Raw genomic sequence first — 13305 nt, forward strand, 5'->3', positions numbered from 1 at the left:
ATTAGTGTTTTGTAGGAGCCAAAGCATTCCATTCCTGGAGCATGCCAATGGCTTGAAGAATCAGATCATGATCCATTTCATGTACTTCTACTCCTTTACCCAGTTTTTCCAAAAGCATGATGGTCAATTGACCACCAAGATGTTCCTGAAATTCCTTAAGCCCTTTTAGTAGGTTTTCACCAGACAATTCTGGTTGATATAGTTCAAAACCAAGATTTTGAATCAGGGTGATAATTCTATCCAATTCTCCTTTGGTGATCATTCCTTTCAAGTAGGAATAAGTAGAATCCAAAGCAATCCCCAAAGCCACAGCTTCTCCATGACGAACACGGTAGTTACTCAAATGCTCCAATTTGTGCGCTGCCCAATGACCAAAATCCAATGGTCTGGAAGAACCAAATTCAAAAGGATCTTTACCAGCAATGTGGTCTAAATGCATCTGTGCAGAACGGATAATTTGCTTTTGCATTGGCTCCATCTGACGATCTGCCATTGCTATAGCATTTTCTTCGAGCCATTCGAAAAAAGACAAATCCTTGATCAAGGCCACTTTGATAGCTTCGGAAATTCCACTTCTCCAGTCTCTATCATCCAAGGTCTTCAAAAACTCAAAATCATTGATTACAGCCACTGGAGGCGTAAAAGTCCCTAGGTAGTTTTTCTTTCCGAAAGAATTGACTGAAGTTTTTACTCCAACTCCCGAATCATTCTGAGAAAGCACAGTGGTAGGAACTCTGACCAAACGAATACCTCTGTGAGAGATAGCCGCAGCAAAGCCTGCCATATCCAATACAGCTCCTCCGCCAATCGCCACGATATATGAATGTCGGTCTATCCCATGGATGTGAGTTGCCTCCACGATCTTTTCATAAACTGAAGGATCGTTTTTACAAGTCTCTCCACCGGGAACAATAACAGGCTCAGCACATAAATAAAAAATAGACTCGTAAGCCTTGGCATATTCCTGGATATTTTGGATCAAATCAGGATGCGATTCCGCCACTCCACTGTCGATAACAAAGAACGTCTTTACTTGTTTTCCTTGCTCCAAAATTGCAGCAAAACTCCGATTTTCTGGATCGAAGATATTTTCTGAGAAACAAACCGGATACTCAAATGGTACCGAAAATCGCTGCTTAATAATGGTATTCATGCAATTGATAAGGAATAATAGGGTAAGAAAGTTCTCAAAAGGGGTGAAAACCAATCCCAAATTAAATCAAGTCACGGCAAACTTCTTAGCCAGCCATAAAGAAATAGGAAGCAACAATAAAACAATTGCGCCGATTTCCCATCCTGCAAAGGCGGCTGTTAGCGAAGAATTGACAATAATCAAGGAAATAACAGCAGCTTTCACTGACTTTCCGATCATTTTTGGGTCTTGAGTTTTGATGGCTTTTCCCAATGGAGGGAAAATCATGTAACTCAATAGGACTAGAAATGGAAAAACTTCTTTGTAATCAGGGCCTTGGAATTTAGCCAATCCATAGATCGCCAAAACCACAAAGATGTACATGAAGAAGCCTCCATAAAGTGCTTTTTTGTTTTTCCCATGTACTTCTCCTCGGCTGACCATCGTAATGGCCGCCACATAGATCAAAGGTAAAACGCCAATCGGCCAGAGCTTTTCCAAGACTTCTGGAGCGACGGCTACACCCAAAAGCAAATTTCCAGTTCGACAAAGTCCCATATTGATCGGACCTAGGATGGACTGATGCTTTCCCCAGTAATCATAAAGCAATGCACAAAGAGAAACTGCTATTGCCAAAACTCCAGCAATCCAATTAACTAGGAAAGCCATCGCCACTCCAAATACCAACAATGAAGTAGCGAAAATGATCGCCGTACTTTTGCTTGCTCTTCCACTAGGGATCGGTCTCTCTGGTCGCTCTACAGCGTCCAATTCAGCATCTGCTATATCATTGAAAGCCACGCCTCCAGCGTATAAGCCAATCGTACTCAAAGAAAGCCAAAGCAGATTCTGCCAGAAATCAGCACTTCCTTTTTCCCAATTGGAAATCATATAACTCCATCCTCCAGCAATAGCAAAACCCGCCCAGATGTCTGCAATCGCGGTGACGACATTAGCTGGGCGGGTTAGCTGTAGGTATGGAAAAACTCCTCCTTTTGCCATGTATTAATTTTCTACTCTGTCGGCAGGACCCTCTACTCTTGGCACCTGACCTCCACGAAGTACTGAATTTCCACTCATTTTTTTGGTTTGATCAATTGGTGGAGCCTGAAGCCAATCATTTTCATCCATTTGACCGGAGAGGGAGAATGCTGTAAGTGCATTTCTGTAGGTCACCATCTGAACATGTTCCTCAGGAATGCCCATTTTTCTCATCAAGTCAGCTGTTTTTGGCACTGCCAAAGGATCAGAAATCCCCCAATCCGCTGCAGAATTGACAATAATTCTCTCAGGACCGTATTGCTTCACGATTTCTACCATTCGCTCAGAACCCATTTTAGTATGTGGATAAATGGTAAATCCTGCCCAATATCCACGATCCAAAACCTCTTTTACAGTTTCTTCATTGTTATGATCCACGATGATCCATCCCGGATTCATTCCATGCTCTTCAGCCACATCCATGGATCTATAGGTTCCTTTTTTCTTATCTCTATGAGGTGTATGAATCAAAACCGGAAGATCAACTTCTTTCGCCAATTCAAGCTGTTCTCTATAGAACCTATCTTCAGCCTCAGTTTGATCATCATAACCGATCTCACCGATGGCTACCACACCTTCTTTCCCGACATAAAGCGGAAGCAATTCCATCACTTGCTCAGCCAAGGCAATATTATTTGCCTCTTTGGAGTTCAAGCCCATGGTGCAATAATGCACGATACCAAACTGACTTGCTCTGAATCTTTCCCAACCAACAAGAGTACTGAAATAGTCCTTAAAGCTACCAACCTCTGTTCGCGGCTGACCCAGCCAGAATGCTGGCTCAATGGTCGCTACTATTCCTGCTTTTTGCATTGCCTCGTAATCATCCGTCGTACGGGACACAAGGTGAATATGTGGATCAATGTACATTGACATGATTTCTATGATTTATTTGGAGTAATTGTTAATCTCTTAAACTCGGGTGTCCTGATATTCCTTGCCTACCTTCTCCCAAGTGATCTCTCCAGATTCGATTTGGGATGCTAATGTAGGAAATTCGCTCAAAAGTGTCTTTCCAGTGCCTGATGAACCATTGAATAAAGCCAAAGCTCCACCAGCCAATTCCAAATCATCTTTGGAACTCATTACTTTTTGAAGGTCTTCCAAGTATTTTTCGTTCAAGAAAGGTGAAACTAAACGCCATAATTCTGGCATTACATTTCTACCTGCTGCCCATCTTTCATGAGCAAAATCTCTGGCGATTTCCGCTAAAGCTGGATTACTTCTCGAATCCTGACTTTGTATTCTATAGAGAGGGCGCTGCATGAAAACAGCTTTTAGAACCATTTGATTCCAGTTTGCTTCAGGAAAATACTTAGCAGGATAAGGATTGTTCAATGCGATTGCATCGAATATCAGTGCAACATTAGTTCTACATCCATCAATCGCCCGATCTACCAAATCTTCCTGAAAAGGCATCAAAGGCAAAGCTGCGAAAAGAGCCTGATGCTCGTGCATATCGGCAGTTTCAAACAACTGATTGACCGCTGAAAACCAAGTTTCTTTTTCCTGAGGATAAGACAAAAGCAAATAGGTTCTTGCAGTTTGAAGCACATTCCAAAATTCAGGCTCATAGCCAGAAACTAGTTCATCTGCCTTATTTTTATCCGCTTCGTCTAGCTGCAATTTCTCCTTAGAGAAAAAGCGAGATGCCTGACTAAAAGCAAGAAAGAAAGCAGTTGGTGAACCTGAAGATTGAATTTTTTCTGTTTTTTGAGAAAGCCAATTCAAAGACTTTTCTTCAGCATTTTTTGATAAAATTCCAGAAAGGAACTCGAGTATATCTTGGGTGGAAGCCATCTAATTTTTGTACTATTTCTTCGATTTTCAAATAAACTCAATCCTTCAACAAAATGCATCTTGTTTTGGAGGAATGGAGCCTTGAAATAGGCGCTTTATGAGAAAAATCATAATCAAATACCTATCCGTGTCACAAAAACAGCATTCAAATGAAAACCTAATAATTTAAAACTTTGACATTAATGCTGAACTAGCTGAAACTTTGAAAACAATCAGGTCAAAAAAAAGACCGCTCCATTTCCCTCTTACTGGATTTGGTGCGGCCTCTCACAGAATTTCAATCCTTTGCGGGACTATTCTACATCAAATTTGTAAATACAGGTTTGTTCATATTTTTCCCCTGGATTTAGAATCGTTGAAGGAAAATTTGGCTGATTTGGTGAATCAGGATAGTGTTGGGTTTCTAAACAGAACGCACCTCTAAAATCATAAGATTTGCCTTCTTTTCCGTGAATGGTTCCGTCTAGGAAGTTTCCGCTGTAAAACTGGATTGCTGGCTCAGTGGTCCAAACCTCCATTTTAATCCCCGTTTGAGGAGAAGAAACTACCGCTGCTTGAGTAAGATCGTTTGAACTTTTATCCAACACCCAGTTGTGATCATATCCTCCACCGAAGCCCAATTGCTCATTTTCATTTTCGATTCTTGCTCCGATTTCAGTAGAAGAAGTAAAGTCAAAAGGAGTACCTGCAACCTCCAGGATTTCACCAGTTGGGATCAAAACTCCATTCACAGGAGTATACTTGGAGGCATTCAGCTGCAATTCATGATTTAAGATGGTTCCCTCACCTGCTCCGTTCAGGTTGAAGAAGGAATGATGAGTCAAATTAACAGGAGTAGCTTGGTCCGTTTCTGCCTCATAGGTAACCTTAAATTCATTTTCATCCGTCAAGGTATAGACCATTTTCACCAACAACTCGCCTGGAAATCCTTCCTCACCATCTGGGGACTTATAGCTAAACTCAATGCTATTGTCTGCAACTTTTTGAGCATCCCAAACGACCCAATCAAATCCTCCAGGGCCACCATGAAGGGTTTGGCCATTGTTGTTTATTGGTAATTTATAAACCACATCATTCAAGGTAAATTCACCATTTGCAATTCGGTTTCCATACCTTCCGATGGAAGCTCCGATATATTTTTCACTGCTATTTAGGTATTCATCCAGAGTATTAAATCCCAATACGATATCCACAGGGTTCCCATTTTTATCCGGAACCCAAAGTTCAGTAACTCTTGCTCCAAAATTGGTCACTTTCATTTTGAGACCTTTGGCATTTTTGATTTCAAATAGTTGCACTTCTTTTCCTTTAAATGTATTTCCAAACGATTGTTCTTTGACTACAGCCTCCTCTTGCTCAGTACTTTCGGAAGCTTTATTTCCACAAGCTGATAGCCATCCTGAGATCGCTATCAAGCTGAAAAAGCCTATCAATTTTAAATTCTTCATGTTATTTGGATTCGTTTGATTAAGACTAGTGAAAATTCGGAACTTAATTAAATCAATTTGTATGAAAGGCTCCAATCGAGAAACCGTTTTTATTTGAACTCTATTAACATGATGTTTTCCTTTCCACCAGCGGTTCTCATTATTCTTTCTCATTAGACTAATTTTATTATCTAAATAAAAAACTATGAAGAAACGCTACCTTTTTGGAATGAGCCTTTTATTGCTTTTTGGCATGAAAGCCCAAGCTCAGGACCAAGTGATTGAAAAAATTATTGCTGAGGAAACTGAAAATTCTCAGTTGAAAGAACTAGCTCATGAGCTTTTGGATGGTATCGGGCCTCGATTGGTCGGAACTCCTCAAATGCAAGAAGCACATGACTGGGCAGTAGAAAAATATGCTACATGGGGTATCCCAGCAGAAAATCAACAATGGGGTGAATGGAGAGGCTGGGATCGTGGAATTACCCACATCGATATGATGGAACCTTGGGTAAGATCCCTATCTGGTATGCAGCTGGCTTGGTCTCCTGCTTCTCCAAAAGGTGGAGCAACTGGCGAAGTTGTAACTCTACCGGAAGTAGCCGATGAAGCTGCTTTCAAAGCTTGGCTTCCAAGTGTCAAAGGAAAATATGTAATGATTTCCGTTCCTCAGTTTACCGGTCGTCCTGACTACAACTGGGAAGAGTGGGCCACTGATGAGTCTTTCGAGAAAATGAAAGAAGACAGAGCTGCTTTTGAACAAGCTTGGAATAAGAGAATCGAAATTACTGGTTTGGGTAGAAGAGAACTTCCTCAAGCTTTGGAAGACGCAGGAGCTTTGGGTATCATCACCAGCTATTGGTCTAGAGGCTTTGGAGCAAACAAAATCTTCTCTGCATACACTAAGTCCGTTCCAACTGTAGACCTTTCCCTTGAAGATTACGGAATGCTTTACAGATTAGCTGAGAGCGGTAAAAAGCCAGTGATCAACTTGAATGCACAATCCAAGGAAACTGGTGTTCAGCCAACTTTCAACACTATTGCTGAAATCAAAGGAACAGAAAAGCCAGACGAATATGTAATGCTTTCTGCTCACTTTGATTCTTGGGATGGCGGAACTGGTGCAACAGACAACGGAACCGGTACCATCATGATGATGGAAGTGATGAGAGTTTTGAAGAAAGTTTATCCGAATCCAAAAAGAACCATTTTGGTGGGACATTGGGGTTCTGAGGAGCAAGGATTGAATGGCTCAAGAGCTTTCGTAGAAGATCATCCAGAAATCGTTGAAAAAATCCAGGCGCTATTCAATCAGGATAATGGAACTGGTAGAGTTGCCAATGTATCCGGTCAAGGTTTCGTAGATAGTTATGAGTACCTAGGCAGATGGATGTCTGAAGTACCAAGAGATATCACCAGAGACATCAACACTTCCTTCCCTGGCAACCCAGGCGGGGGCGGATCTGACTACGCTTCGTTTGTTGCTGCTGGAGTTCCTGCATTCTCTTTAAGTTCTTTGAGCTGGTCTTACTTCAACTATACTTGGCATACCAACCTGGATACTTATGACAAAATTGTTTTTGATGATGTTCAAAACAATGTAATCATGGCTGCAATCATGGTTTATATGGCTTGCGAAGAACCAGACATGGTTTCAAGAGAAAGAAGAATTCCAATTGGAAGAGATGGTAAGCCTACATCTTGGCCTGCAATGAGATCTCCAACTAGAAAAGGTGGAATGGATTAATTTCATATCAAAAAATTCTATAAAAAGACCCTGAAGAAATCTTCAGGGTCTTTTTTTGATCAAATTAACTACAATTACATGGGATGATTGAGTTTTTGGCTTTGAATGAGGTTTGGGGATGACTAAATTGTCTTCAAGCTTAATTCTGTATGAAAAAACACTTACTCCTCAGCACCCTATTTTTATTCATCCTTGTCTCAGGCTTTAGCCAAGAAATTTCGACTTATCTCTCTGCACCATTCCCAACAAATCTCACTGCCGATCCACAGGGAAAATCCATCGCTTGGGTCTTCAATTCCGAAGGTGAAAGAAATATTTTCTTTGCAAAAGCACCAGAATATCAAACTCAGAAAATCACTGATTACAAAGGTGATGTTGGGATAGATGTGGGCTCATTGGTCTTTTCTCCTAACGGAAAAACCCTGGCCTATGTAAGTGGAAATTCCAAAAATCCTGCAGGAGAAGCAGCAAATCCTGCCCAATTGCAAGTCAGCACCGAATTTCAAATTCACCTAATCGATCTTGAATCTGGAAAAGACCAATTGCTTGGACCTGGAAGCGGGCCTGTCTTTTCGCCTGATGGGAAAACGCTCATTTTCAAAGCTGGAAAAGACCTAAAATCCATTTCCCTGGAAAACTTACAAGAAAGCCCAAAAACAATATTTACAGCACGAGGAAATATCCAACAATACAGTTTTTCTCCCAATGGGAAATTGATATCCTTCGTTTCCAACCGTAGAGACCATTCCTATATCGGACTTTGGGATCTTGAAAACAAAACGCTCAGCTATCCAGAAACTAGCTTGGATCATGACAGCTATCCAGCTTGGAGCCCAGATGGAAGCAAATTGGCCTATGTGAGAGTTCCGAATGTTTTGAATAAACTTCCTTTTACATCGCATAAAGAAGCTAACCCTTGGAGCATTCGGGTTTTGGATCTGGCGACTTTAAAAGCAAAAGAGGTATGGAAAGCTCCAGCAGGAAAAGGGTCAGTTTTGGTAAGAGATTTACCGGCCGAAAATGAAAGGCTGTGGTGGACGCCAAAAGGCGATTTGGTATTCCCGTGGGAAGGAAATGGCTGGGTTCAACTCTATGCTGTAAATCCAAAAAATGGGGAGACAAAACACCTGACTCGAGGCTTTGGAATCGTAGAAAAGGTAAACACGTCTTTTACGAAAAATGAGCTCCTTCTCACAACCAATATCGGAGACATCGAACGAAGGAAAATTATCAGTTTGGACTTGACAAGCTACAATTTGGAAGACCTCACTGACCCAGGAAAAATCAACTGGACGCCCGTTCGAATAGAAAATGGTCTAGCTTATCTTTCTGCTTCAGCCATCACTCCTGCCTGGCCAATGATCCGTCAATACGGAGGTCAAAAAGCTTTGGCAGAAGAACTTTTCCCTAGTGATTTTCCAAAAAATCTGGTTACTCCTTTAGGCATTGATCTGATTGCTGAAGATGGATTTAAAACACGGGCACAGCTTTTTTTACCTCCCAATCATGACGCATCCAAAAAATATCCTGCGGTCATTTTTATCCATGGAGGAAGCCGGAGACAGATGCTTTTGGGCTTCAATTATTCTCAATACTACAGCAATGCCTATGCGCTTCAGCAATACTTTGCAGCCAATGGATTTATAGCTTTGACTTTGAACTATCGAAGCGGGATTGGTTATGGATTGGATTTTCGTGAGGAAGACAATTATGGAGCTGGGGGAGCGAGTGAAGTTCAGGATTTGATGGCAGCGGCTGATTATTTGGCTGGAAGACCTGATGTGGAAAGCTCTCTAATTATCCCTTGGGGTGGAAGTTATGGTGGATTTATGACTGCCCATGGATTGGCTCAAGCGCCAGAGAAATTCTTAGCAGGGGTCGATATCCATGGAGTACATAATTGGAACAATGACATTCCTGTATTTGCCTCTTGGTATGCACCGGAAAAATTCCCTGAAATGGCTGAATTGGCTTTCAAATCTTCTCCGATGGCCTATGTTGAAAACTGGAAAGATCCAGTTCTATTAATTCATGGGGATGATGATCGAAACGTCCTTTTCTCTGAATCCGTAGAATTGGCTGAAGTTTTGAGAAAGCAGGGAGTGGAGGTCGAGCAATTGGTGTTTCCAGACGAGGTACATTCTTTTATCCTTCATAAAAATTGGGTAGCGGCATATGAAGCGGCTATTGATTTCATCCAAAGACAAATTCAAAAGCAATGAAAAAATTGAGTCAATTAGTATTCGCTTTCACTTTTCTTCCACTTTTTGTTTTTGGACAGGAAAAAGTCCTGAAAGAGGCCTTTGAAAGAGCTGAGCAGGAAGGTTTTTCGGGAATCGTTTTGGTGGCTGACAAGGGAGAAATTCTTTTTGAAGAAGCCATTGGAAAGCGAAGCTTTGAAGACAATATTCCATTGGAAGTGGATGATATTTTTGAAATGGCATCTGTTTCCAAGCAGTTTACGGCCATGATGATCATGATCTGTAAAGAAAAAGGATTTTTGAATTTTGACGACTCGGTTTCTCAATATTTGGATATTCCTTACAAGGGAATTACCATCCGAAACCTGTTGACGCACACTTCTGGGGTCCCGGATTATCAAGCAATTATGGACGAGCATTGGGATAAAACAAAGGCAGCTGGAAATTCCGACATTTTGGAATATCTCAATAAATATGCTCCTCCCAAGAATTTCGAACCTGGAGATGATTATGAATACAGCAATACGGGTTATGTCTTGTTGGCAAGTATTGTAGAAAAGGCAACCGGAAGAGATTTTGTGGAGCTTTCCAAAGAATGGATTTTTGATCCTTTGGGAATGAAAAATACAGCGATTCGCACCTTAGAAGAAAAGGCCAAAGTCCCAAATTTCGCAGCAGGACACCTCAAAGATGAAAAGGGGAATTATGTCAATGCCAATAAATTCAGATCCTCTGATTACACCCTTTGGTTGGGAAAAAGAAAAGGCCCAGGAAGAGTAAGCTCCAATGCCCAGGATCTATTGATCTGGGACCAAGCTTTGTACACTGACAAATTAGTATCTCAGAAAACTTTGGAGGAAGCATTTTCTCCTTTCAAATTAAATAATGGTGCAAGAAGTACCTATGGATTTGGCTGGGACCTAGATCCAAATAGTCCTTATGGAAAAATGGTCATGCACACCGGAGACAACCCCGGGTACAAGACCATCATTATTCGTTTTATAGAAGAAAACAAAACCATCATCATCCTAAACAACAATTATCATCCGGATATGATGCGATTGGTTGAAGCAGCAACTTTGGCTGTGGGAAAATGGTAATCAGTCTCCCAAAGCACCAATTTGCCAACGCTCAATTTCTGATTTTGTATGTTCCCTTTTCATGATTTCTTCAATTTGGGAGACAATCTCAGGATTGGCTTCTGCAACATCATTTTGCTCTTGAGGATCAACTGAAAGATCGTAAAGTTCGGTTTTGATTTCGCCTTTGTTTAGATGCTGGCGAACAGCTTTCCATTTGCCCATTCTTACAGCTTGCTGACCATCGTATTCTGGAAATTCCCAATACAAGAAATCATGCTCTTCCTGCTCTTTACCCATAATGGCTGAAAGGAAGCTTTTCCCATCTGTTTTTGGCGGCTCCACCCCAATCAATTCGCAGATCGTAGGAAGAATATCGTAAAAAGCTGAAATGTGATCCGAACTGGTTCCAGCCTCGATTTTACCTGGCCAGTTGACCAACATTGGAACACGGATTCCTCCTTCGTAAACAAAGCCTTTGGTATGCCCATAGCCATTTGTAAAAGGCTGCGAGCTGTTGAAATAATCAAAATCAACACCGCCAGTATAGGTAGGGCCGTTATCACTGGTCACAATGATTAGTGTGTTTTCAGAAAGCCCCAATTCTTCCAGTTTTGCACGAACTTCTCCAATTTGCTGATCCAACAAATCAATCATTGCCGCATAGGTAGCTTTTGGGTATCGGGTTGGGAAATATCCTCTTTTACCATCGTAATATTCCTCCTCACCTATTTTTTTTCGGTATTTCTCAATATACTCTGAAGGAACCTGCAGCGGTAAATGTGGTAATGGAGAGGCATAATACAAGAAGAATGGCTCATCTTTATTTTCCTCGATAAATGCCAAAGCTTTTTCCTGCATCAGGGCCGGAGCATAATCCTTCTGCTCATATTTTGCATAGGAAGTCGGGTCATTTGGATCAGCTAAAGAATCGATTTTGGTTCCAGGTACAATTAACTCGTTATCCAAAGGAATTTTGGTCTCATTTTCCCACATGTGAGGGGGATAAAGATTATGAGCCTGACGCTGGCAATTGTAGCCGTAGAAATAGTCAAAGCCCATTTTAGTAGGAATACTCTCAGTCAAAGGAGCACCCAAGCCCCACTTTCCTACGATCCCTGTTTTGTAACCATTTCTCTGAAGGATTTTGGCCAAAGTCTCAGTATCTGATGGCAATGGTCTTTGCCCCTCTAAATTCGGATCTGCAGCAGCTTTGGCATAATCCCAAACTTCTCCCCTTTCTCTCCACTCATCATTTCCTCTCACATAGGCATGTCCAGAATGAAGTCCCGTTAGCAACATGCATCTGGCCGGAGCACAAACCGGAGCTGCAGAATAGTGATTGGTAAATACCTTCCCAGAAGCAGCCAAAGCATCCATTGCAGGAGTTTCAATGATCTTTTGACCATTAAAACCTACTTCTCCATAGCCCAAATCATCGGCTAGAATTAATACAATATTTGGTTTTTGGGGTTCTTTTTCCGCGGGTGAACAGGAAAAATAGAGTGCTACTAGGGATAGATAAAGGAGTTTCTTCATGTTTAGGTCTTTTGACCAAAAATAATCTTTTGAATGTGATTGACAGAATCTTTCAATCTTTTTTCCCTCGACCCTGATATTTTAAACCAAGGGAAACCACTCTCGATTGCCAGTCTTTCATACCAATCCAAAAAGAATTGACGCATTTCCAGCTCAGGGTATTCCCGCTGAGGATCAGGCGCCCATGGCAAATCCACATCGGTCAGTAAGATCAAATCATATGTTCTTTTTTGGATTTCTTCAAGGATCCAAGGATCTACTTTTTCAAACCGATATTGGGACCAAACTTGAATCACACGAAGATCGGTATCACAAAAAAGCAGCCTTTCAGCTTCTTTTGCCTGCTGATCTTCCAAAGCCATTTGCCCTTTTCCCATTTCTACTAAGTCCTCAAACACATAAGGGCGAGCTATCTCCTCCAAATATTCTCTTGCGTATTCCTGTACCCATGGTTCATTGAAATGCACACTCAAATCCTGTGCAAGCGTACTTTTCCCTGTGGATTCTGGTCCGAGAATAAGGATTTTAGAGATGGGCTTCATGGGCTTTGGCGGATTTGATCCAAGCTAGCAATCCAAGAATTGCCAAAACAGTAAATACTAAATATTGGAAAGATGTCAGCATCAATCCTTTGTAAAAGTAAAGTGGAATGGACACAAAGTCGGTGAGCAACCAGAAATACCAGTTTTCTACTTTCTTTTTGGCCATCAGCCACATGCCGACAAATGCCGAAGAAGTCGTTAAAGAATCCCAATAGGGAACATCAGAATCAGTAAAATTGGAAAGGACAGTCGATAATATGGCATAAGAGCCAGCGAACAACAAAACTGAGGTAATCCAACCTTTCGAACTCAGCCAGGTGGTTGGCAAGATCGATTCATTTTCTTTGGGATGGGTCCAGGCATACCAACCGTAAATAGACATGCTAAAGTAATATGCATTGATGCCCATATCTGCGTACAACTTGAATTGGAAGCAAATCCAAACATAAATCAAAGTCGAAACTATCCCAGTCGGATAAACCCAAATGTGCTCTTTCATGGAATAAAACACAGAAGCAATCCCCAAAAAGGCTGCGACTGCCTCCAACCAAGTCATGGCGGCAATTCCTTCTCTGATTCCATCCAAAAGGAAGTTTATATCCATGTTGCGAAGAAAGGGATAAATGTTGGAAAGTTCGAAAGTTTAAAGTTGGAAGGTTACATAAGTGGATTTCACTTTTAGATCCTTGAACACAACTCATGAATTCTGTTTCTCTCCCAAGGTGCTACTGGACTTTTACACCCTGCCTTTTGACTTAGGATGTTGGACTTTGTACTTGGTACATTGTACTTTGTCC

General features: G+C 41.4%; 11 protein-coding genes. 3 read left to right on the forward strand and 8 right to left on the reverse strand.

Going from position 1 to position 13305, the window contains the following annotated elements:
- Position 1: 1 nt before the first annotated feature.
- The 5 genes from BUF13_RS07525 to BUF13_RS07545 form a co-directional block, all read right to left on the reverse strand.
- Positions 2–1153, reverse strand: coding sequence for a 3-dehydroquinate synthase (locus tag BUF13_RS07525; protein WP_073571165.1), 1152 nt, complete (start codon positions 1151–1153; stop codon positions 2–4).
- A 66-nt stretch (positions 1154–1219) separates the two neighbouring features.
- Positions 1220–2134, reverse strand: a complete 915-nt coding sequence (eboC, locus tag BUF13_RS07530; RefSeq protein ID WP_073571166.1) for a UbiA-like protein EboC — start codon at positions 2132–2134, stop codon at positions 1220–1222.
- Between the two features lie 3 nt (positions 2135–2137).
- Positions 2138–3049, reverse strand: coding sequence for a TatD family hydrolase (locus tag BUF13_RS07535; RefSeq protein ID WP_073571167.1), 912 nt, complete (start codon positions 3047–3049; stop codon positions 2138–2140).
- 36 nt (positions 3050–3085) lie between these two features.
- A complete protein-coding gene (locus BUF13_RS07540) occupies positions 3086–3973 on the reverse strand; it encodes an EboA domain-containing protein (protein ID WP_073571168.1) in 888 nt (295 codons plus the stop codon).
- Positions 3974–4266: 293 nt separating this feature from the next.
- Positions 4267–5421 carry an aldose epimerase family protein gene (locus tag BUF13_RS07545; protein WP_073571710.1) on the reverse strand — a complete coding sequence of 385 codons (1155 nt, stop codon included), beginning with the start codon at positions 5419–5421 and terminating at the stop codon, positions 4267–4269.
- A 184-nt stretch (positions 5422–5605) separates the two neighbouring features.
- Between BUF13_RS07545 and BUF13_RS07550 the strand changes: the two genes are divergently transcribed.
- The 3 genes from BUF13_RS07550 to BUF13_RS07560 all read left to right on the forward strand — a co-directional run bounded on the left by BUF13_RS07550 (position 5606) and on the right by BUF13_RS07560 (position 10448).
- A complete protein-coding gene (locus tag BUF13_RS07550) occupies positions 5606–7147 on the forward strand; it encodes a M20/M25/M40 family metallo-hydrolase (RefSeq protein WP_073571169.1) in 1542 nt (513 codons plus the stop codon).
- A gap of 149 nt (positions 7148–7296) precedes the next feature.
- Positions 7297–9369 (forward strand): S9 family peptidase, encoded by a 2073-nt coding sequence (locus tag BUF13_RS07555; RefSeq protein WP_073571170.1) that lies wholly within the window; start codon positions 7297–7299, stop codon positions 9367–9369.
- Positions 9366–10448, forward strand: a complete 1083-nt coding sequence (locus BUF13_RS07560; protein ID WP_073571171.1) for a serine hydrolase domain-containing protein — start codon at positions 9366–9368, stop codon at positions 10446–10448. Before BUF13_RS07555 ends, BUF13_RS07560 begins: the two co-directional genes overlap by 4 nt.
- On the opposite strand, the gene BUF13_RS07565 is transcribed toward BUF13_RS07560, so the two are convergent.
- From BUF13_RS07565 to pnuC, 3 genes are read right to left on the reverse strand one after another with little or no spacing between them, the layout of a single operon-like run.
- Positions 10449–11966 (reverse strand): arylsulfatase, encoded by a 1518-nt coding sequence (locus BUF13_RS07565; protein WP_073571172.1) that lies wholly within the window; start codon positions 11964–11966, stop codon positions 10449–10451.
- A 2-nt stretch (positions 11967–11968) separates the two neighbouring features.
- Positions 11969–12508 (reverse strand): AAA family ATPase, encoded by a 540-nt coding sequence (locus BUF13_RS07570; RefSeq protein ID WP_073571173.1) that lies wholly within the window; start codon positions 12506–12508, stop codon positions 11969–11971.
- Positions 12492–13112 (reverse strand): nicotinamide riboside transporter PnuC, encoded by a 621-nt coding sequence (gene pnuC / locus BUF13_RS07575; protein WP_073571174.1) that lies wholly within the window; start codon positions 13110–13112, stop codon positions 12492–12494. Before pnuC ends, BUF13_RS07570 begins: the two co-directional genes overlap by 17 nt.
- Between the last annotated feature and the right edge of the window lie 193 nt (positions 13113–13305).

The sequence above is a fragment of the Algoriphagus zhangzhouensis genome, from assembly GCF_900148515.1.
Classification (GTDB): domain Bacteria; phylum Bacteroidota; class Bacteroidia; order Cytophagales; family Cyclobacteriaceae; genus Algoriphagus; species Algoriphagus zhangzhouensis.